At 67.4% G+C, this 20,704-nt stretch carries 19 protein-coding genes; 5 read left to right on the top strand and 14 right to left on the bottom strand.

The window, feature by feature from the left end; translation table 11 throughout:
- Positions 1-6: 6 nt before the first annotated feature.
- The 5 genes from DSM104443_RS12990 to prfB form a co-directional block, all read right to left on the bottom strand.
- Positions 7-429 carry a glycine zipper 2TM domain-containing protein gene (locus DSM104443_RS12990; protein ID WP_171092879.1) on the bottom strand — a complete coding sequence of 141 codons (423 nt, stop codon included), beginning with the start codon at positions 427-429 and terminating at the stop codon, positions 7-9.
- Positions 426-1,961, bottom strand: coding sequence for a lysine--tRNA ligase (gene lysS, locus DSM104443_RS12985; protein ID WP_171092877.1), 1,536 nt, complete (start codon positions 1,959-1,961; stop codon positions 426-428). Before lysS ends, DSM104443_RS12990 begins: the two co-directional genes overlap by 4 nt.
- 69 nt (positions 1,962-2,030) lie before the next feature.
- A complete protein-coding gene (locus DSM104443_RS12980) occupies positions 2,031-2,492 on the bottom strand; it encodes a GxxExxY protein (protein WP_212756658.1) in 462 nt (153 codons plus the stop codon).
- Positions 2,493-2,512: 20 nt separating this feature from the next.
- Positions 2,513-3,793 (bottom strand): glutamate carboxypeptidase, encoded by a 1,281-nt coding sequence (locus DSM104443_RS12975; RefSeq protein ID WP_171092874.1) that lies wholly within the window; start codon positions 3,791-3,793, stop codon positions 2,513-2,515.
- A gap of 225 nt (positions 3,794-4,018) precedes the next feature.
- A protein-coding gene (prfB, locus tag DSM104443_RS12970) for a peptide chain release factor 2 (RefSeq protein ID WP_171092872.1) occupies positions 4,019-5,123 on the bottom strand; the annotation gives its coding sequence in 2 pieces (ribosomal slippage) (positions 4,019-5,041 and positions 5,043-5,123; 1,104 coding nt in all).
- Between the two features lie 176 nt (positions 5,124-5,299).
- Between prfB and DSM104443_RS12965 the strand changes: the two genes are divergently transcribed.
- Positions 5,300-6,415 carry an ABC transporter substrate-binding protein gene (locus DSM104443_RS12965; protein ID WP_171092870.1) on the top strand — a complete coding sequence of 372 codons (1,116 nt, stop codon included), beginning with the start codon at positions 5,300-5,302 and terminating at the stop codon, positions 6,413-6,415.
- On the opposite strand, the gene recJ is transcribed toward DSM104443_RS12965, so the two are convergent.
- Both recJ and DSM104443_RS12955 read right to left on the bottom strand, forming a co-directional pair.
- Positions 6,412-8,112: a single-stranded-DNA-specific exonuclease RecJ gene (gene recJ / locus DSM104443_RS12960; protein WP_171092868.1), complete on the bottom strand. Its 1,701-nt coding sequence runs from the start codon at positions 8,110-8,112 to the stop codon at positions 6,412-6,414. The two genes, DSM104443_RS12965 and recJ, sit on opposite strands and share 4 nt — an antisense overlap.
- Positions 8,105-9,046, bottom strand: coding sequence for a hypothetical protein (locus DSM104443_RS12955; RefSeq protein WP_171092866.1), 942 nt, complete (start codon positions 9,044-9,046; stop codon positions 8,105-8,107). Before DSM104443_RS12955 ends, recJ begins: the two co-directional genes overlap by 8 nt.
- A gap of 147 nt (positions 9,047-9,193) precedes the next feature.
- Here DSM104443_RS12955 and DSM104443_RS12950 point away from each other — a divergent pair, with 147 nt between their 5' ends.
- Together DSM104443_RS12950 and lolD are read left to right on the top strand one after the other, a co-directional pair.
- On the top strand, positions 9,194-10,438 hold the full coding sequence (locus tag DSM104443_RS12950; RefSeq protein ID WP_171092864.1) for a lipoprotein-releasing ABC transporter permease subunit: 1,245 nt from the start codon (positions 9,194-9,196) through the stop codon (positions 10,436-10,438).
- Positions 10,431-11,123, top strand: a complete 693-nt coding sequence (gene lolD, locus DSM104443_RS12945) for a lipoprotein-releasing ABC transporter ATP-binding protein LolD (RefSeq protein WP_171092862.1) — start codon at positions 10,431-10,433, stop codon at positions 11,121-11,123. Before DSM104443_RS12950 ends, lolD begins: the two co-directional genes overlap by 8 nt.
- Before the next feature lie 9 nt (positions 11,124-11,132).
- On the opposite strand, the gene DSM104443_RS12940 is transcribed toward lolD, so the two are convergent.
- From DSM104443_RS12940 to DSM104443_RS12925, 4 genes are read right to left on the bottom strand one after another with little or no spacing between them, the layout of a single operon-like run.
- Positions 11,133-11,567 (bottom strand): hypothetical protein, encoded by a 435-nt coding sequence (locus DSM104443_RS12940; RefSeq protein WP_171092860.1) that lies wholly within the window; start codon positions 11,565-11,567, stop codon positions 11,133-11,135.
- A complete protein-coding gene (locus DSM104443_RS12935) occupies positions 11,564-12,046 on the bottom strand; it encodes a hypothetical protein (protein WP_171092858.1) in 483 nt (160 codons plus the stop codon). The genes DSM104443_RS12940 and DSM104443_RS12935 overlap by 4 nt, the downstream gene beginning before the upstream one ends.
- Positions 12,047-12,069: 23 nt before the next feature.
- Positions 12,070-12,687, bottom strand: a complete 618-nt coding sequence (locus tag DSM104443_RS12930) for a DNA-3-methyladenine glycosylase family protein (protein ID WP_171092856.1) — start codon at positions 12,685-12,687, stop codon at positions 12,070-12,072.
- A complete protein-coding gene (locus tag DSM104443_RS12925; protein ID WP_171092855.1) occupies positions 12,684-13,247 on the bottom strand; it encodes a DUF2062 domain-containing protein in 564 nt (187 codons plus the stop codon). The genes DSM104443_RS12930 and DSM104443_RS12925 overlap by 4 nt, the downstream gene beginning before the upstream one ends.
- Before the next feature lie 38 nt (positions 13,248-13,285).
- On the opposite strand from DSM104443_RS12925, the gene DSM104443_RS12920 reads away from it, so the two are divergent.
- Positions 13,286-15,637, top strand: a complete 2,352-nt coding sequence (locus DSM104443_RS12920; RefSeq protein WP_171092853.1) for a DNA internalization-related competence protein ComEC/Rec2 — start codon at positions 13,286-13,288, stop codon at positions 15,635-15,637.
- On the opposite strand, the gene DSM104443_RS12915 is transcribed toward DSM104443_RS12920, so the two are convergent.
- Positions 15,634-15,807, bottom strand: coding sequence for a hypothetical protein (locus DSM104443_RS12915; RefSeq protein WP_171092851.1), 174 nt, complete (start codon positions 15,805-15,807; stop codon positions 15,634-15,636). The genes DSM104443_RS12920 and DSM104443_RS12915 overlap by 4 nt on opposite strands.
- A gap of 160 nt (positions 15,808-15,967) precedes the next feature.
- On the opposite strand from DSM104443_RS12915, the gene DSM104443_RS12910 reads away from it, so the two are divergent.
- Complete coding sequence (locus DSM104443_RS12910) at positions 15,968-16,579, top strand: dioxygenase family protein (protein ID WP_171092850.1); 612 nt, start codon at positions 15,968-15,970, stop codon at positions 16,577-16,579.
- On the opposite strand, the gene DSM104443_RS12905 is transcribed toward DSM104443_RS12910, so the two are convergent.
- Both DSM104443_RS12905 and DSM104443_RS12900 read right to left on the bottom strand, forming a co-directional pair.
- Positions 16,576-17,403 (bottom strand): amidohydrolase family protein, encoded by an 828-nt coding sequence (locus DSM104443_RS12905; RefSeq protein ID WP_171092848.1) that lies wholly within the window; start codon positions 17,401-17,403, stop codon positions 16,576-16,578. The genes DSM104443_RS12910 and DSM104443_RS12905 overlap by 4 nt on opposite strands.
- Positions 17,400-20,702, bottom strand: coding sequence for a transglutaminase family protein (locus DSM104443_RS12900; RefSeq protein WP_171092846.1), 3,303 nt, complete (start codon positions 20,700-20,702; stop codon positions 17,400-17,402). The genes DSM104443_RS12905 and DSM104443_RS12900 overlap by 4 nt, the downstream gene beginning before the upstream one ends.
- Positions 20,703-20,704 lie beyond the last annotated feature (2 nt).

Genomic DNA, 20,704 nt, shown 5'->3' with positions numbered 1-20,704 from the left:
CCTGCGTTACCGCTTCGCGACCTTGACCTTGCCGTCGACCGTCTTGACGGTCACCTTGTCGCCCTCGGAGAACTTCGGGGGATTCGACAGGGTGATGATCCGGTCCTTGCCTTCTTCCATGTTGATGGTGACCTGGTAGACCGTCACCGCGTTCTTGTTCTTCTCGACCTGGTGGCCGGCGTAGGCACCGGCGCCAGCGCCGACGATGGTGGCCGCGGTGTTGCCGCGCCCGCTGCCGACCTGGTGGCCGAGCACGCCGCCCAGCACGCCGCCGATGACGGCACCGCCGCCCGAGGCTTCGCCCTTCTTCTCGACCTGCTTGATCTCGGCGATGGTGCCGCACTCGTAGCACTTCGCGCTGGCGGCAGGGGCGTACAGGGCCGTGGCGGCAAGCGCCGCGGCGAGGGTGGATGCGATGCGGGCTTTCATGGATTTCCTCCGGTGTCGGTGGATTTCAGCTGCGGGAACAGTATCACGTCGCGGATCGACGGCGCGTCGGTGAAGAGCATGGCGAGGCGGTCGATGCCGATGCCTTCGCCCGCGGTGGGCGGCAGGCCGTACTCGAGGGCGCGGATGTAGTCGGCGTCGAAGTGCATCGCCTCCTCGTCGCCCGCGTCCTTGGCCTTGGCCTGCGCGGCGAAGCGAGCGGCCTGGTCCTCGGGATCGTTCAGCTCGGAGAAGCCGTTGGCGATCTCGCGGCCGGTGATGAAGAGCTCGAAGCGGTCGGTGACGGCCGGGTTCGCATCGTTGGCGCGCGCCAGCGGCGACACATCCGTCGGGTGCGCGATGATGAACGTGGGCTGCACCAGCTTCGCTTCCGTCGTCGCCTCGAAGAGCTTCAACTGCAGCATGCCGAGCCCGTCGGTCGGGTAGACCTTCGTCTCCGGGAACCCGGTCAGCGCCGCACGCAGGTTCTCGGGCTTCGAAAGCTCCGCGAGCGGGTATTCCGGGTTGTACTGCGCGATCGCCTCGGCCATCGTGAGGCGGTCGAATTTCTTCCCGAGGTCGATGGTCTCGCCCTGGTAGGTGAGGGTGGTCGTGCCCAGGACCTTCTGCGCGCATTGGCGCAGGAGATCCTCGGTGAGATCCATCAGGTAGTTGTAGTCCTGGTAGGCCTCGTAGAACTCGAGCATCGTGAACTCGGGGTTGTGGCGCGTGCTGATGCCCTCGTTCCGGAAGTTGCGGTTGATCTCGAACACCTTCTCCATGCCGCCCACGGTGAGCTTCTTGAGATAGAGCTCCGGCGCGATGCGCAGGAAGAGCTGCATGTCGAGCGCGTTGTGGTGCGTCTTGAACGGCTTGGCCGCCGCGCCGCCGGGGATGGGATGCATCATCGGCGTCTCGACCTCGAGGTAGCCCTTGGCCACGAAGAACTCGCGCATCGCCTGCACGAGCTTCGAGCGCTTGATGAAGACCTCACGCGACTCCGGGTTCACGATGAGGTCCACGTAGCGCTGGCGGTAGCGCGCTTCCATGTCCGTGAGGCCCTTGAACTTCTCCGGCAACGGACGAAGCGATTTCGACAGCAGCCGCAGCTTGGTGACCTGCACCGTGAGCTCGCCGGTCTTGGTCTTGAAGAGCGTGCCCTCGGCGCCGAGGATATCGCCGAGGTCCCAATGCTTGAAGGCCTCGTGCGGCTCGACCCCGGTCACGTCGTTGTTGATGTAGAGCTGGATGCGGCCGCTCATGTCCTGCAGCGTGGCGAACGAGGCCTTGCCCATCACGCGCTTCAGCAGCATCCGTCCACCGACGACGACGGGGATCGGCGTGGCCGCGGCGAGGTCTTCCTTCGTCTTCGCGCCATGCTCGGCGTGGAGGTCCGCGGCGAGGTGCAGGCGGCGGAAGTCGTTCGGGAACGCCTGGGCGCCGTTTTCACGCAGCTTCGAAAGCTTGGCGCGTCGCTCCGCGATGATCTGGTTCTCGTCGACGGGAGGGGGGGTGGGAGGATCGATGGGGTCCATGGGGCGCCGCTTTTTATAGGGGAGGATGGGGAGGAAAGGCGGAGGAGGGGGAGGAACCCCAGATATGGGTCAAAGGCGGACCTGGCGAATGCCGTCGCGAAGATGGAGCACGTTGAAGTTGATGATCAACCCAAACGGCTGTTTGGAAAGCTTGAGGTAGGTTCGGAGCTGAGCGAGATGGAGGGAAAGGATCTGCGGTACTGCCTTGATTTCAACAACGATCCGATCCTCTACGAGTAGGTCGAGACGAAAACCACATTCGAGGTTCAGGCCCTCGTAATGCATGGCGACTTCCTGCTGCTTGGTGAATGCCAAGCCGTCGACTGAAAGCGCCCTGCACAAGCAAGCCTCGTACGCAGCCTCCAACAGGCCAGGACCCAATGCGGAATGGACGCGCAGGGCACTTCCGATGATTTGCCCTGAAAGCTCCAGAAGGTTTTCCTCCCCTTCCTTCGCCTTTCCTCCCCATCCTCGCTTTTCCATATGCAGCGCTCCCAAGGGCGAACCTGCCCTTTCCGGGAAACGCTTCACAACCGATGCCGCTGACAAGATCACTGCGCGGCAACCTTCCCGCGGGAGAAATCCATGATCATGCGCACCGCCAGGTACAGCCGCGGCTCGATGGCGTCGATGAAGATGTACTCGGCGTCGTTCGAATGGGCGCCAAAGCCGCGCAGGCCGAAGCCCTCGACCACGGGCGACTTGGTTTCGAGCGCGGCGAAAGCCGCGTCGGTACCGCCGCCGGTGCTGACCGTGGCAACGTTGAGGTTCATGCCGAGCTCCTTGTAGACCGCCTGCGCGTGGTTCGCGAAGGCGATCGAGGCCGGCGGGGCTTCGAGCGGCGGGCGGCGCTGGTCGAACACGACCTCCACCTTCACGCCGGGGACGATCGTGTTCTTCGCCTTCTCGCGGATCTTCTCCTCGATGCCCTTGAAGTCCGAGACTTTCAGCACGCGGATATCGGCCATCGCCTCGGCTTCGGCCGGGATCACGTTGCGGTTGAGCCCCGACTTGGCGACCGTCCAGTTCATCTTGAGGCCCGTGGCCGGATCGCTGAAGTCCTTCATCTGCAGGATCTGGTGTGCGAGCTCGGTCAGCGCATTGATGCCGCGTTCCGGCGCTGAGCCCGCATGCGAGGCGCGGCCCTTGATCTTGAGCGTCACGCCGGCGATTCCCGCCGTCGCGAGGCGAACCTGGTCCAGCGTGGCGCCGCCGCCGCCTTCGAAGGACATCGTCGCGTCGTGCTCGGCGCCCATTTTCGTGATCAAAGTCCGATGGCCGGGTGAGCTGATCTCTTCGTCGCCGTTGATGAGCACGGTGAGCGTGCCGTAGTCGTCGGCCTTGAGATCGCGGACGATCTTCACCGCGTGCAGGATCAGCGCGATGCCCTGCTTGTCGTCGGCGATGCCCAGGCCGTAGGCCTTGTCGCCTTCGATGCGGAAGGGCTGCTTCTCGCCCATGCCCTTCGAGTAGACCGTGTCCATGTGCGCGATCATCAGCAGCTTCTTCGTGCCCTTGCCCTTGAACGTGGCGCGCACCGCCTTTCCGATCTGCTCGGGCGTGTCCTCCATGCGGTAGATGTTCGCCGGAGCGATTACCTCCACGGAATCGGCGCCCATCGCCTTCAGGCGCGATTCGATCAGCGCGGCGAGCTTGTCCAGGCCCTCGATGTCGCGGCTGCCGGACTCGATGGACGTGAGGTCCTTCAGCGTGTCGAGGAACGGCTGCTTGTGGGCCTTCACCTGCGAGAGCACGGGCTCGACGGGTTGGGCGCAGACGGTTCCGGCAGCAACTGCGAAGGCAAGTGCGAGAAGGCGGTGAGTCAGCGTCATGTGAAGCGTCCCTGAGAATGGAAACGTTTGTTTTGGACAGGAAGGAAGGGAAGGAAAAACGAAGGAAGGGAAGGAAGGCTCTGAAAGTGACGTTGTCTTGCGTCGCGTGAAGTCGGCACGATGGCACTCCACTCACTTTCAACGATTTCCTTCCCTTCCTTCGCTTTTCCTTCCCATCCTTCCCTTAAAAATCGGCCTACGTATTACGCGCGTCAGTACGCCTTTTTACACACCCTGCTTCAAACTGGCGCTGATGAAATCGTCGAGGTCGCCGTCCAGCACGGCCTGGGTGTTGCCCACCTCGTGGTTGGTGCGGAGGTCCTTGATGCGCGATTGATCCAGGACATACGAGCGAATCTGGTGGCCCCAGCCGATGTCGGTCTTGGCGTCTTCCATCTTCTGCTTGGCTTCGTTTTGCTTGCGCAGCTCCAGCTCGTAGAGCTTCGCCTTCAGCATCGCCATCGCCTCGGCGCGGTTCCTGTGCTGCGAGCGGTCGTTCTGCGACGAGACCACTGTGTTGGTGGGAAGGTGCGTGATGCGCACGGCCGAATCCGTCTTGTTCACGTGCTGGCCACCCGCCCCGGACGCGCGGTAGGTATCGATGCGCAGATCCGCCGGGTTGATCTCGATTTCGATCGAATCGTCCACCTCGGGGTAGACGAATACGGCCGCGAAGGACGTGTGGCGCCGGGCGTTGGAGTCGAACGGGCTCTTGCGGACCAGCCGATGAATGCCGGTCTCCGTGCGCAGGTACCCGTAGGCGTAGGGGCCGGTGATCTTGAGGGAGGCGCTCTTCAGGCCCGCGACTTCCCCGTCGCTTTCCTCCAGCACCTCGGCCTTGAAGCCCTTCTTGTCGCAGTACTTGAGGTACATGCGCAGCAGCATGGAGGTCCAGTCCTGGGCCTCCGTGCCGCCCTGGCCGGCGTTGATGTCCATGAAGCACGGGTTCGGGTCCATGGGATGGGAGAACATCCGCTGGAACTCGAGGCCCTCGACGAGCCCGCGGGTGCCGTGGACGTCATCTCGCACGGAGACCAGGGTGCTGTCGTCGCCTTCGGCCTTGGCGAGGGCAAAGAGCTCCCCGGAGTCCGCGAGGCTGGACTCGATCTTCTCGATGGTGGTGACGGTGGCTTCGAGCGCGCTGCGCTCCTTGCCGAGGTCCTGCGCCCGCTTGGTGTCGTTCCAGACACCGGGGTCCTCTAGCGCCTTGCCGACTTCCTGGAGGCGCGACTTCTTCCCGTCGTAGTCAAAGATACCTCCGGAGCTCGGCCGAACGGGCGGCAAGGTCGTGGAGGGTGTTCTCGATCTGGTTCAGCTGGTCGGATTCCATCCCGCAATTATAAAGGAAGGGGTGGGGACAATTTCAGGTGCAACCTGCCGTGGCCCCATAATGTGCGGGCTTTCACAGCCCTGTCATGCCCATGCGTCCGATGATGCGTGCGCGGCCAACCCGGCACAGGCGGCAAGACCTGTCCGCAACACCCGCACCATCAGGAGGCAAAGACCATGAAGATCGTGAATTCCCTGCTGTGCACGGCGCTCCTCGCGGCCGGCATCGCGCAGGCCCAGAAGCCCGAAGCGGTCATCCGCCTCGGCCAGACCGCCGACTACAGCGGCCCCCAGTCGGGCCCCGTCAAGGAAACCGCCAACGCCGCGCGGGCCTACTTCGCCATGGTGAACGCCAAGGGCGGGGTGAACGGCCGCAAGATCGAGCTCGAATCGCTCGACGACGGTTTCGACACCAAGCGCTCGGTCGAGAACGCGAAGAAGCTCATCGACGAGCGGAACGTCCTCGCGCTCTTCCTCTTCCGCGGCACGGCCAACGCCGAGGCCGTGATGCCCATCATCGCCGAGAAGAAAGTCCCGATGTTCGCCGGTGTCGGCAGCTCGAAGCAGATGCACGAGCCGCCCAATCGCTACCTGTTCAACCTCCGCGCCCCCGTTCAAGTGGAAGTCGCCACCGTCGTCTCGCAGCTCGTGGCCCAGGGCGCGAACAACGTGGCCGTGGTCTATACCGACGACGGCTTCGGCAAGGACGCGCTGGGCGGCGCCAAGGCGGCGTTCGAGAAGAACAACATCCAGCCGAAGGCCATCGTGTCCATCCCGCGCGGCGCCACCGACGTGGACGAAGCCGTGAACACCATCGTGAAGGCCGCACCCGCGATGACGCTCGGCTTCTGCATCCCGAAGATCTGCGCGACCATCGTGCAGAAGCTGCGCTCCGCCCGCTCGAATACGCAGTTCGTCTCCCTGTCCAACACCTCGTCGTCGGCCTACGTGAAGGAGCTGGGCGAGTACTCGAAGGGCGTGATGGTCACGCAGGTCATGCCGTATCCGTTCGAGGCCCGCGAGGGCGCGTCGCGCGACTTCCTGCAGTTCTCGCGCGAAGCCAAGATCGCCCCGTCGTATGCCGCGATCGAGGGCTGGCTCTCGGCACGCATCATGGTCGATGCGCTGAAGAAGGCCGGCAACAACCCGACTCGCGAGAGCCTGGTCACCGCCTTCGAGAACATGGACACGAACTACGGCGGCTTCCCGTTGCGCTACGGCGGCGCCAACCGCACGGGTTCGACGTTCGTCGAGATCACCATGATCGGCAAGGACGGCCGCTTCATCCGCTAGGAGGGCGTCGCGCTCTCCCAGTGCTCGATGGTGAGCTGGAGCGATTCCTCGCCGAGGTACTCGTTGAGGTCCAGCCGGTAGACCGCGACCACTGAAGCCGGCAGCGGGTCGGCCGAGCCGAAGCGCATGGCCGGGTATCCGCGGCCTCCGCGCTTCAAGGCGAGCTTCACGTGGCGCTCGCCCACGACCCGCTGCGAGGCGACCTCGAACGTCCCCACGAAGCGCGGTTCCGGAAAGCCCTGGCCCCACACGGCGTCGCGCAGCAGGCGCGCGAAGTCTCCCCCCATATCCTGGGCCGTGAGCTCTCCGTCGACGTCGATGCGGCGCTCGAGGTCCGCGGCCGTGAGCGCTTCGCGCGCGACGGCCTCGAAGGCGGCGGCGAAGTCGGCGAGCCGGCCGGCGGGAATCGTGACGCCCGCCGCGGCGGCATGGCCTCCGAAGCGCTCGAGCAGTCCGGGGTTGCGCTTGTCGACGAGATCCAGCGCGTCGCGAAGGTGCAGGCCGTGGATGGAGCGGCCGGATCCCTTGAGGAAGGCGGCGCCATCCTGCGCGAACGCGAACACCGGGCGATGGAAGCGGTCCTTCAGCCGCGAGGCGAGGATGCCGACGACTCCGCCGTGCCAGTCGGGGCGGTGGACGCTCAACGAGTAGCCCTCGCCGGGATCCACGCTTTCCAGGAGCTTCAGCGCCGATTCGACCATGTCCACTTCGATCTCGCGTCGCTCGCGGTTCAGCTTGTCGAGATTTGCGGCGAGTTCGGCGGCGCGTTCCTCGTTGTCCGTGGACAGGCACTCGATGCCGAGCGACATGTCGTCCAGGCGGCCGGCGGCATTGAGGCGCGGTCCTACGACGAACGCGAGGTCATAAACCGTCGCGCGCCGCGGCATCCGTCCCGCCGCCTCGAACAGCGCGCGCACGCCCGGCGAAGCCTTGCCGCCCCGGATGCGCGCGAGGCCCTGCGTCACGAGGATGCGGTTGTTGGTGTCCAACCGCACGACGTCGGCCACGGTTCCGAGCGCCACGAGATCGAGCAGCTCCGCGAGCTGCGGCTCTGGCTTGCCCGCGAAGGCGCCGCGCCGACGCAGCTCGCCGCGCAACGCGAGCATCACGTAGAAGATCACGCCCACGCCGGCGAGATGCTTGCTGGGAAACGTGCAGCCCGCTTGATTCGGATTCACGATGCACTCGGCCCGTGGCAGCTCCGAGCCGGGCAGGTGATGGTCCGTCACGAGCACGCGCATGCCCAGGGCGTTGGCCGCGTCCACGCCCGCGACGGCGGCGATGCCGTTGTCCACGGTGATCAGCAGTGAGGGCTTCAGTGCCGCTGCCTCTTTCACGATCTCCGGTGTGAGCCCGTAGCCGTGCTCGAAGCGGTTGGGCACGAAGGAATCGACGATCGCGCCCATCGATCGCAGCGCCCGCAATCCCACCGCGCAGGCCGTGGCGCCATCCGCGTCGTAGTCAGCGACGATGACCAAGTGCTCGCGGCGCTCGATCGCGTCGGCGAGCAGGCGGGCCGCGTGATCGGCGTTCAGGAGCCGGTCGGGTGAGACGAGCGAGGCGAACGTGGTGGAGAGCTCTCCGGGATCGGCCACGCCGCGCGCGGCATAGAGGCGGGCCAGGCGCGGATCGCATCCGGTCGCGACCAGGCGCGCCACGCTCTCCGCATCGACCGGGCGATGCAGGATCTCAGGCATGGTGCGAGACGGACTTGCGGGTGCGCAGCATGCGCCAGCGCGTGGAAGGCGCGAGGGTGGCGACGACGGTGTCCTTCTCGCCGGGGAGGATCAGTCGCAGGCCGCCCGATTGGCGGGCCACGTCGCCGAGGGAGGCGAACCAGCGCTCGTCGAGCGATCGCGCGATCGCGAGCCACGCCTCGGGATCGCCGCGCCGGAACGGGCGGACGAGGTCGTCCAGCACGACGAGTGTGTCCTTGTCCTTCGGTGTCGGCGGGAGCTCCGCGAGCGTGCCGGGCACATTCACCGCCGGCACGCCTCCCAATCGGGCCAGCCCTCGGGCGAACGGCTCGCCGGCAACGACGCGGTCGAACGGGAGGACGACGTTCGGCGGGCAGGTGCCTTCGCCCCAGAACCAGACGCTGTTGACCGCGGGCTGCCCGGCCACCTCGCGGCGCGCGTTCACGTCGTGGTTCGAGAGCACCATCTGCGCCTCGGTCATGAACGAGCGCCAGTTCAAGCTGCCGCCGTTGGGCAGCAGGCCGAAGATGTCACGGCCCACCGCCTGGTCGAGCGGCGTGGTGACGGGCATGTCCCCGGGGATGCGAACGTACCAGCGCTCCGGCGCGGGCACGACGAACTCCAGGTCGTCGTCCTTGAAGAGCGCCTGCAGGGCGGCGGCCAGCACCTCGGCCTCGCCGGTCGAAAGGTCGAGCGTCGAGGCGTCGTACAGCGAGACCAGGTCCCGGTTGATGCGCAGGTGCACGGGGTCGGCCCGCATCCAGGGGCCTTCGCGCGGCTCGGCCTCGCCCGCGAGTGCTACGGCGGCGTAGGGCGGGGGGCTGGGCAGGGCGGACGCCTCCGCGAGCCACGCATAGGCGCCCCGGCCGGGCACGCGCGAGAGGTCGGCGCGCGCAAGCCATTTCTCGAGCGCGGGCAGGCGCGCTTCTCGCATCGTCGCAGGCGCGTCGGCGGGAGGCAGCAGGGAGGGAACGAGAAGCGTGAGAGGCAAAGCGAAAAACCCGGGTCAGAGTGAGGTTTCCACCGCGGATTATCGGCGATAATCCGGCACGAAACCTCACTCTGACCCGGGTTTTTCCCTTTGCAGCCCTTCGAACTCTTTGTCGGCCTTCGCTATACGCGGGCGAAGCGCCGCAACAACTTCATCTCCTTCATCTCGTTCATCTCCATCCTGGGGATCTCGCTCGGCATCGCCGCGCTGATCACCGTGATGTCGGTGATGAACGGCTTCGAGAAGGAGATCCGCGCGCGCATCCTCGGCGTGGCGGCCCACATCCAGATCACCGGCCTCGACAAGGGCCTCACCGGCTGGGAAAGCATTGCCGAGGACGCGAAGAAGAACCCCGCCGTGGTCGGAGCGGCGCCCTTCGTCGTGGGCCAGGGCCTGCTCTCCACGGGCGCGGGCGTGCGCGGCGTCTTCGTCCGCGGCATCGTCCCGGAGCTCGAGGAGCAGGTGGCCGACATCGGCAAGCACATGGTCTCGGGCAGCCTCGCGGACCTCAAGCCCGGCGAGTTCGGCATCGCCCTCGGCGTGAACCTTGCCCAGGGGCTGCGCGTCTCGGTGGGCGACCGCGTTACGCTGATTGCTCCGCAAGGGCAGGTCACGCCGGCGGGCCTCGTGCCGAGGCTCAAGCAGTTCAAGGTGGTCGGCATCTTCAAGGTGGACCACAACGAGTTCGACTCGGGCCTCGCCATGGCGCGCATGGAGGACACGCAGATCCTCTACCGCATGGACGGCGCCGTGAGCGGCGTCCGGCTGAAGACCCGCGACATCTACGAGGCCCCGCGCGTCGCGCGCGACCTGGCGCGCTCCATGCGTACCGAGGCGTACATCAGCGACTGGACGCAGCAGAACGTGAACTACTTCCGCGCCATCCAGATCGAGAAGCGGATGATGTTCATCATCCTCACGCTCATCATCCTCGTGGCCGCGATCAACGTCGTGTCCACGCTGGTGATGGTGGTGACGGAGAAGCACCCGGACATCGCCATCCTGAGGACTCTGGGCGCGTCGCCCGCCAGCATCATGAAGATCTTCGTGGTGCAGGGCGCGGTGATCGGACTCGTGGGCACCCTGATCGGCGTGCTGCTGGGGCTCTTCCTCGCGTTCAACATCGACTGGCTGGTGCCGGCCATCGAGCGCGCCTTCGGGTTCCAGATCCTCTCGAAGGAGGTCTACTACATCAGCGAGCTGCCCTCGGACGTCCACTGGGGCGACGTGATCTACGTCACCGTGATCTCGCTCGTGCTCTCCTTCATCGCGACGCTCTATCCGAGCTGGCGGGCCTCGCGCGTGAATCCGGCCGAGGCGTTGCGCTATGAGTAGCCCCGCCGTGGATACGCAGGTCGCGCTTTCCTGCAGAGGTCTCAAGAAAAGCTACGGCCTGGGCGATGTCGCCGTGCCGGTGCTCCACTGCATCGACTTCGAGGTGAAGCGCGGCGAATCCGTCGCGATCGTCGGCGCCTCGGGCTCGGGCAAGAGCACGCTGCTCCATCTGCTGGGCGGGCTCGATCGCGCCGATTCGGGCGTGATCTCGCTGCTGGGCCAGGACTTCGCGAAGCTCGGTCCCACGGAGCAAGGCGCGCTTCGCAACAAGCACCTCGGCTTCGTCTACCAGTTCCATCATCTGCTGCCCGAGTTCTCCGCGCTGGAGAACGTCGCCATGCCGCTGTCGATCCGCCGCATGCCGGTTGCCGAAGCGCATGCACGAGCGCGGGCGATGCTGGCCGAGGTGGGGCTCTCGCACCGCGTCGAGCATCGGCCGGGCGAGCTCTCGGGCGGTGAGCGCCAGCGCGTCGCTGTCGCTCGCGCGCTCGTCACCGAGCCGGCCTGCGTGCTGGCCGACGAGCCCACGGGCAACCTGGACCGGGAGAATGCGTCGAAGGTGTTCGAGCTGGTGCTGGCGCTGAACAAGCGCCACGGCTCCGCGTTCGTGATGGTGACGCACGATCCGTCGCTCGCCGCGCGCATGGACCGCACGCTACGCATTGCCGACGGTCGATTGGTCTGACTTCGGTGCCTAGCGCGCCGCGAGGCCCAGCCCCGCGATGATCGCCACCCAGGCGGCCACCAGGGCGCCGAACCCGATCAGCAGCGGTACCAGCCAGCCGCGCTTCGGGTAGTCCTTGCCCCAGCGCTCGCGGATGTAGTGCGTCTGCTTGCGCTGGAACATCATGTACCAGATCACGATCCACACCAGTCCCGCGGCACCGCCCACGAACGCCGTGACGAACAGCATGAAGATGCTGCCGTACATCCAGTTGCGGGCGGTCCGCGCCAGGTCAGCCTCGCCGAGCGCCTGGTAGTTCTTCATCACCAGCACGGAACCGAAGATCGGCGAGAGGACGATGCTCCACGCGCCCGCGGCATCCGGGTTCCACAGCTCGGGCGCCGGGCCCACGCCGGACGGAAGGGTTTCGAGGTTCGCCTTGGGCGGGGTGAACGGGCTGCTCACTTGCCCCTCGTGCAGAGCGCGAACGTCTTGAAGAGGTCGTCGCTCCCGGCACGCGCGCGCACGTCGTCCATCTTCCGAGCCTCGTAGCCGCCCTTGATCTCGGTCGACTGCGCCACGCTGAGGCGGAGCTTCGTGCCTTCGCGCTTGTATCGCAGGAAGAACCACTTGGCACCGGGCGCGACCTCGAGCACGTTGATCACGACGTTGCCGTCGATCTTCGTGCCGTAGGCGCGGTAGCGCGAGGTCTTGCCGTCATCCACCCAGTTCGCGTCGTAGGTGTACTGGTCGACGTTGCGCAGGGTGAGCGCCGCCTTGTCCTGGGGCCGCAGCGGCGGGTCGGGCACGCAATTCCAGGAGCCGAGGACCGCGGTGTCGTACGGCACGGTGCCGGGCTCGGAGAGCGGCTTGGTGGACTCGAAGCAACCGGCGAGGACGGTGACCGCGGCGAGTGCGAGGCCAGCGAGGAGGCGCGAGGACATGGCGATGACACTCCTTACAAAATTCAGTACTCGACGGGAACCGGGTCGAGAGAGCGCCAAAGGTACCACGTCGCTACCGAGCTCCACGGCTTCCACGCCTCGCCGATCGCGCGCATCTCGTCGCGCGTGAGGAGCTCGCCGCCGTTGTAGTGCAGCTCCATCGCGCGCTGCAATCCGAGGTCGGCGACCGGCAGCACGTCGGGCCTGAGCAAATGGAAGATCAGGAACATCTCCGCGCTCCAGCGGCCGATGCCGCGCACCTGCACCAGCTCCTCGATGATGGCTTCGTCGTCCATCTTCGGCCAGCGCTTCGGCTTCACCTGGCCCGAGTCGAAGTGCAGCGCCAGGTCGCGCAGGTAGGAGGCCTTGGCACGCGAGAGCCCGCATTCGCGCAGCCGCGGCTCCTCGAGAGCCAACACCAGCTTGGGCTTCATGCCCCCCGCGGCGGTGTGGAAACGATCCCAGATCGACTGGGCGGCTTTCACCGAGATCTGCTGGCCGACGATGGAGCGCGCGAGGGTCTGGAAGGGATCGCCGCGCGTGGCGAGTGCCGCATCGCCGTGCTTGCGGATGATCTTGCGCAGCTTCGCGTCGCGCTTCGCGAGCGCGGCCTTGGCCTCGATCCAGTATTCGGGCGTCATGTCGCGGCCCGTTCCGCGCGCAGCCGGGAGCGGCGGCGCCAGGCCCAACTCACAGCGCAGCGCCAGACGACGAGCGTCACCACGTAGCCGAGGATCGCGCTGAGCGTGAGCTGGATCGCAAGGCCGATCAGCAGCGTGTCGCCCAGCGAGGCGATCCAGCGGAGCACCTCCGGGATGTAGCGATGCATGCTGGCCCACGACCACTCGAAGTCGCGGGGCAGCGTCGCCATCGCCGAGTGCTCGCCCGTGACGAGGCCGCCGATGTTGTACGCCAGCAAATAGAGCGGCACGAAGGTGAACGGGTTGGTATAGAGCGTGGCGAACATCGCGGCCGGGATGTTGGCGCGCAGCGGCACGGCGATGATCCCGGCGACGAGCATCTGGATCGGTCCGGGAATCATGCCCGTCACCATGCCGATCGCGACGCCGAGCGCCACGCCGCGGCGGTTCAGGTGCCACAGGCGGGGATGGCCGAGGATCGGCGCGCACCACCGCAGCCACTTGCTGTCGCGGATGGAGTCGGGATCGGGGAGCCACTTGCGAAGCTTGCTTCGGAACATGTCGTCGCGTGGGCGGGTGATGCGTTAGGCATTCTACCGTGCGGTTCTTCGTGCTCGCGTTCGTCCTCGGTACGTGCTGGTTGCAGCAACAGCCCGTGCTTCCGGAGGCGAGCGTGGCGTGGCTCGGCGTCGCGGCGTGGCTCGCCGCTGCGATGGTTCCCGAGCGAGCGCGCCAGTGGCGTGTCATCGCCTATGCCGCCGCAGGGCTGTGCGTGGGCATCGGCCTCGCGTCCTGGCGCGCGCAGGTGCGGCTCGCCGATGCGCTGCCGCCGGAGTGGGAGGGGAGGGACATCGCGGTCGTGGGCGTGGTGGCGAGCCTCCCGCAGGTGAACGAACGCGGCACGCGTTTCGCCTTCGACGTGCAGTCGGTCGAGACACCCGGGGCGGTCGTTCCGCAGCGCATCTCGCTCATGAGCTACGTGTCGCGCGGCGATGCGGCGCCGTCCCTGCCGGTCGTCGCGGGCCAGCGATGGCGCGCCACCGTGCGCCTGAAGCGCCCGCGCGGCCTCGCCAATCGCCATGGCTTCGACTTCGAGCCGTGGGCGCTCGAGCGCGGCTTGAGGGCAACGGGTTACCTGCGCTCGAAGCCCGCGCCCGTGCTCCTCGAAGCCCGTGTCGAGGGTTGGCCGTACACGCTGCATCGCTGGCGCGGCGAGATCCGGGAGTCCATGGCGTCGCACCTGGGCGAGGACCGTTTCCGTGGCGTGCTGATCGCGCTTGCGATCGGCGACCAGGACGCCATCGCCGCGGACGACTGGCAAGTCTTCTGGCGCACGGGTGTCGGTCACCTCATGAGCATCTCGGGGCTGCACATCACCATGCTGGCCGGGCTCGCCGCCGCGCTCGCTTACTTCGCGTGGGTGCGCGTGCCGTGGCTGGCCCTGCGATGGCCGGCAATCAAGGTCGCGGCCCTCGTGGGCGCTCTCGCCGCGCTCGCGTACGCGCTGCTCACCGGATTCGCCGTGCCGGCGCAACGCACCGTGCTGATGCTCACTGCGCTCGCGGCCTGCGTGCTGGCCGACCGGCACGGCTCGCCCTCGCGCGTGCTGGCCATCGCGGCGCTCTCCGTCGTGGGCACGGACCCGTGGGCTGTCCTCGCCTCGGGCTTTTGGCTTTCGTTCGGCGCGGTGGCCGGCATCTTCTACTGCGTCTCGCTTCGCACCGGCGCGCTCGGCAAGGTGCGGGCAGCCGCGATGGAGCAGCTCGCGGTCACGGTGGTGATGGCGCCGATGCTGCTGGCCCTCTTCCAGGAGGTCTCGCTCGTCTCGCCGCTCGCCAACGCGATCGCGATTCCGCTGGTGAGCCTCGTCGTCGTGCCGCTCACGCTGGCCGGCGCGTTCCTCGGGTTGGATTCGTTGCTCGACGCCGCGCACCAGCTCATGGCGTGGCTCATGGTGCCGCTGGAGTGGCTGGCCGAGTTGCCCGGCGGCGTGTTCGAAAGTCACGAGCCCGCGGCTTGGACGGTGGCATGCGCGCTCGTGGGCTGCGCCTGGCTGCTCGCACCGCGCGGCTTTCCGTTGCGCCCGTTCGCGCTCGTTTGGATCGCGCCGGTGATGGTCATCCTCCCGCCGCATCCCGCGCCGGGCGAAGCGTGGATCGACGTGCTGGATGTCGGGCAGGGCCTCGCCGTCGTCGTGCGTACGGCTTCGCGTTCGCTCGTGTACGACACGGGGCCGGCGTGGAACAGCGAGTCGGATTCGGGCAACCGCATCGTCGTCCCCTTCCTGCGTGGGGAGGGCCTGCGCCACATCGACGGCCTGGTGGTCTCGCACGCCGACGACGATCATTCCGGTGGCGCGCAGTCCGTGGCCGCGCTGCGCTCGCCCGAATGGCTGCTCTCACCGCTCGCCGCGGACGATCCTCTTCACGAAATGGTCGACGTCTCGCGCATGTGCCGCGTGGGCCAGCGCTGGACGTGGGACGGCGTCACCTTCGAGGTGATGCACCCGGCGGATTCGAGCTACGACGAGCCGCGCCGGAAGGAGAACGATCGCTCGTGCGTGGTGCGAGTCGCCTCGGGCGGCGCCTCGATGCTGCTCACGGGGGATGTGGAGGCGCGCAGCGAAGCGGAGCTCCTCACGCGGGGGACTTCGGCGTTGAGGTCCGACGTGCTCCTCGTCCCGCATCACGGGTCGAGAACGTCATCGACCGAACGCTTCCTCGATGCGGTGGCGCCATCGATCGCCGTGGTCTCGCTCGGCTACCGCAACCGCTTCGGCCATCCGAACGAGGCCGTGGCGCAGCGCTACGTGCAGCGTCGGCTTCGCTTGCGGCGCACGGATCTCGAGGGAGCGATCCGTATCGTGCTGCCCGCCGGCGACGCCGCGCGGGTGGAATCGATCGCTCCCGAACCGCGCTACTGGAGCGATCGAACGCGCGTGCCGCGTTAGAACGTCGGTGCGGGTGTCTCGAGCGTGGCGGGATGCGCGATCGACGCGTGCATGTCGCTGAAGGGCAGCGTCACGGCGGCCGGGGCCTGTGCGACCGTGGCGGGCGAATGCGAAGCGTAGGCGGCGCCGACGAGGATGCCGATGGCGAACGAGGCGATGGTCTTGATCATTTTGTATCTCCTGCATGTCGTTGGGACACGGAAGATACGCCGGAGGGGGTTTGCAGATGTGCCGAATATTCTGCCTTTTCGTCGTCGCTGGATGGCGACGGACGCTCGGCAAGGACATCCGGACGCGCTGCAAGCCGCGGATCGGCGTATCGTGGTTTTCATGACTGTCGATACCCGCCGCCGCCGCACGCTGGCGCTCCTCGGCGCCTCGCTCCTGCTCCCGTCCACGCCGGCTCTTCCGGCCGATCGCGTGCCCACGCCGCGCATGACCGAGGGTCCGTTCTACCCGCGCGCGTTCCCGCAGGACATCGATGGCGACTTGACGCGCGTGATGGGACGATCGGCCGTTGCACAGGGCACGGTGCTCGATGTCACGGGCCGCATCGTCGATCGCACGGGCAAGCCGATGGCGCGCGCGAAGCTCGAGGTGTGGCAGTGCGACAACCTCGGCCTCTACCACCACGTCGGCGACATGCAGCCCGCGGGCGATCCGGATTTCCAGGGCTACGGCGCGGTGTCCACGGACGAGGAGGGCCGCTACGCCTTCCGCACCATCAAGCCCGTGCCGTACTCGGGCCGCTCGCCGCACATCCACTTCCTCGTGCGCGACGGCTCCCGCACGGCGCTCGTGTCGCAGATGTTCATCGAGGGCGGTGCGGGCAACGAGCAGGACTTCCTTTTCAGGAACCTGGGCAAGAAAGCGGAGCTGGTGACGATGCGCCTCGAGAACGCCGGCACGGGCCTGCGCGGAACCTTCGAGATCGTGGTCTAGGCTGGCGGGTAGCCGTAGACGCGCGCGGGATTGTCCACGAGGATCTTCCGGCGCGTGACGTCGTCGCCGGCCCAATCCAGCAGCAGGTCCAGCATCGCCGCGCTCGAAGGATTTTCGGGCCGATTGGGATGCGGCCAGTTGCTCGCCCACACGCAGCGGTCCGGATGGGATGCGGCCAAGGCCCGCGCAAGGACGCTCACGTCTTCGTAGCCCGGCGGACCCACCTTCGAAGTCTCGTAGGGCGCCGAGAGCTTCACGTAGAACCGGCCGCTTTCCAGCAGGCGCAGCAGCGTGCGAAAGGCGGGATGCGTGGGAGCAACGGGCTCGAGGAACTTGCCGTTGTGGTCGATCACGACCTCCACGGGAAGTGCTGCGAGGCGCGCCTCGTACTGCGGCAGGTCGCGGCCATCCAACTGCAGGTCGATGTGCCAGCCGAACGGCCGGATGCGATGGGCCAGCGGCTCGAGCGCTTCCCAAGGCAGGACGCCGCCCGAGAGCATGAAGAAGCGCACGCCCCGCACGCCGGCGCCCGTGAGGCGTTCGAGCTCGGCGTCACTCACGTCCGGCGGCACCACCACGACGCCGCGCGCGCCCGGGCCGATCGTACCCATCGCCTCCAGCATGCAACTGTTGTCGAAACCGTAGACGCTGGTCTGCACGACCACGACGCGCTCGAGCCCCAACTCGTCCCGCATCTCCAGGTACGCGGACGTCGGCCGGTGCGGCGGCTGGTAGACGGCCGTCGGCACGGTCTTGTAGCGATCGTCGAAGATGTGGATGTGCGTGTCGCACGATCCGGGTGGCGCCGCGAGTCGGGGCTTCAAGCGCGGTAACGCAAGTCCAGCGTGAGCGGGAAGCGCGGATTGCGCTCCTCGCGCTTCACGTCCATCGCGCCCGGCGTGTGCCCCATGGCCTGGAAGCGGGCGACGCGGCGGGCCTCGGCTTCGAGCGCGTTCACCGGATAGGTGTCGTAGTTGCGTCCGCCAGGATGCGCCACGTGGTACGTGCAGCCGCCGACGGAGCGGCCGTTCCACGTGTCGACGAGATCGAACACGAGCGGCACGTCCACGCCGATGGTCGGATGCAGCGCCGAGGGCGGTGCCCACGCCTTGTAGCGAACGCCGGCCACGGCCTCGCCCGGCTTGCCGGTCGGCGTCATCGGCAGCGCGCGGCCGTTGCAGGTGACGAGGTAGCGCGACTCGTTGAAGCCCGTCGCCTTCACCTGCATCCGCTCGACCGACGAATCGACGTAGCGCGAGGTGCCGACCTGGCTCACTTCCTCGCCCAGCACGTGCCACGGCTCGATCGCCTGGCGCAGCTCGATCTGCGCGCCTTCGTAGCTCACGGTCCCGTAGCGCGGGAAGCGGAACTCGAGGAAGGGCGCGAACCAGTCTTCCTTGAAGGCGTAACCGCTGCGCTTGAGGTCCTCGACCACGTGGCGAAGATCCTGCGCCACGAAATGCGGCATCAGGAACTCGTCGTGCAGGCGCGTTCCCCAGTGCACGAGCGATTCGCGATACGGCTCCTTCCAGAAACGCGCGACGAGAGTCCTCAGCAACAGCATCTGCACGAGGCTCATGCGCGGATGCGGCGGCATCTCGAACGAGCGGAACTCGAGGATGCCCAGGCGCCCGGTGGCGCTGCCCGGCGCGTAGAGCTTGTCGATCGAGAACTCGGCTCGGTGCGTGTTGCCGGTGAGGTCGACGAGGAAGTTGCGCAGGACCCGGTCCACGAGCCACGGGCGCTCGTTGTCCTTGCCCAGGGGGAACTCGGCGTCCAGCTGCTGGAAGGCGATCTCGAGCTCGTAGAGCCCGTCGTCGCGCGCTTCGTCCACGCGCGGGCTCTGGCTCGTGGGGCCGATGAACATGCCCGAGAAGAGATACGAGAGCGCCGGATGGTTCTGCCAGTAGGCGATGAGGCTTCGCAGGAGGTCGGGGCGGCGCAGCAGCGGGCTGTCCGCGGCCGTGGCCCCGCCCAGCGTCACGTGGTTGCCGCCGCCGGTGCCGGTATGGCGGCCGTCGAGCATGAACTTCTCGGTGCCGAGGCGCGACTGGCGCGCGTCCTCGTAGAGCGCGGTCGTGTTCTCCTTCAGCTGCGCCCACGACGACGACGGATGGATGTTGACCTCGATCACGCCGGGATCGGGCGTGACCGCGAAGCGGGCGAGGCGCGGATCGTCGGGCGGCGGATAGCCTTCGACGCGCACCGGCCGCTCGAGCGCCTGCGCCGTCGATTCGATCGCACCCAGGAGCGCCACGAAATCCTCCAGCAGCGCGACCGGCGGCAGGAACACGTGCAGCCTTCCCGCGCGGACTTCCACGCAGAGCGCCGTGCGAACGACCTCGCGCGGGGCGAGGTTGCGCTTGGCCGATTCGCGCTTGGACCCGGTGGTCCGTGCGGGCTTCCTGTGGCCCAGCACATCACGGCGCTCGTACGGGTCGGCGGCGATCACCGGCTCGTCGTCCTCGGGAAGCACCTGCGGCAGAGAGGCGAGCGGCAGGCGGAAGCCGAGGGGCGAATCGCCCTCGAGCAGGAAGAGGTGCGCGCGGCGCAGCGGCCAGCGCGAGGTGTCCCACGTCGTCGCGGCGCTGGCCTTCGCGCGCGGCAACGGGCGAATGGGCAGCACGAAGCCCGCGGGCGTGCCGATGGTGCCTTCGAGCTGGGCTCGAAGCTTCCCGCGCGCTGCCGGTTCCTTGAGATCACTCGCCAGCGGGTCGAGGTTCGCGGGCAGCTTCGCCTCGTCGCGGATCACGGCAAGGGGATCCTCGTAGGCGCGGATCACCGCGTCGGCCGGCAGGTCGAGCGCACCCGCGAGCTCCGTCGCGAACCGACGCGCGTCCTCGATCGTGGCGTCTTCCTCGCCGTGCAATCCGGGCAGGATGCGGTCGTCTTCCCACATCGGCACGCCGTCGCGGCGCCAGAAGCAGGTGAGCGCCCAGCGCGGCAGCGGCTCCCCGGGATACCACTTGCCCTGGCCGAAGTGCAGCAGCGAGCCGGGAGCGAAACGCTTGCGAAGCCGGTGCACGAGCTCGAGCCCCAGCTCGTGCTTGCGCGGAGAGAGCGCGGTGAAGTTCCACTCCGGGCCCTCCATGTCGTCGACGGACACGAAGGTCGGTTCGCCGCCCTGCGTGAGGCGCACATCGCCTTCGGCCAGCTCCTTGTCGACACGCTCGCCCAGCCGGTCGATGGCGGTCCACTGCGCGGGCGAGTAGGGCTTCGTCACGCGCGGGTCTTCATGCAGGCGCGTGACGGTCATCTTGAAGTCGAGCACCGTCTTGCACACGTCGGTGAAGCCGGTGACCGGTGCGGCGGAGGAGGGCAGCGCCGTGCAAGCGAGCGGAATGTGGCCTTCGCCGGTGAGCAGGCCCGACGTCGGGTCGAGGCCGATCCATCCCGCGCCCGGGACATAGACCTCGCACCACGCGTGCAGGTCGGTGAAATCCTTGGTCGTCCCGGCCGGGCCGTCGAGCGGCTTCTGGTCGGCGACGAGCTGGATGAGATAGCCCGAGGCGAAGCGCGAGGCGAGCCCGAAGTTGCGCAGGATCTGCACCAACAGCCACGCGGAATCGCGGCAGGAGCCGGAAGCATTGGTGAGCGTGAGCTCGGGCGGCTGGATGCCGGCCTCCATGCGGATGAGATAGCTCACGTCGCGCTGCAGCTTCGCGTTCACCGCCACGAGGAAGTCGATGGTGTTGGGCGAGCCCTGCGCGAAGCTCTTCCTCGCGTCGTCGATCCACGCGCTGACCTTCGGCGTGAGCGGATCGGTGTGGAGGTACGCCGCAAGCTCGCGCTGGTTTTCCGGCGTGTAGGCGAAGGGAAACTTGTCGGCCGACGCGTCGATGAAGAAATCGAACGGGTTGATGACCGTCATGTCGGCCACGAGGTCGACCGTCACCTCGAGCTCGCGCGACTTCTCGGGGAAGACCAGGCGCGCGAGCCAGTTGCCGTACGGATCCTGCTGCCAGTTGAGGAAGTGCTTGGCGGGCTTGACCGTGAGCGAGTAGCTCTCGATCGGGGTGCGGGTGTGCGCGGCCGGCCTCAGGCGCACCTCGTGGGGCGAGAGCCCCACGGGGCGGTCGAACGCGTAGTGCGTCCGGTGGTGGAGGGCGACCTTGATCGTCAAGA

The organism is Usitatibacter rugosus (assembly GCF_013003965.1).
In the GTDB taxonomy this organism is placed as follows: Bacteria; Pseudomonadota; Gammaproteobacteria; order Burkholderiales; family Usitatibacteraceae; genus Usitatibacter; species Usitatibacter rugosus.
This window is presented reverse-complemented; position numbering and strand designations above follow the sequence as displayed.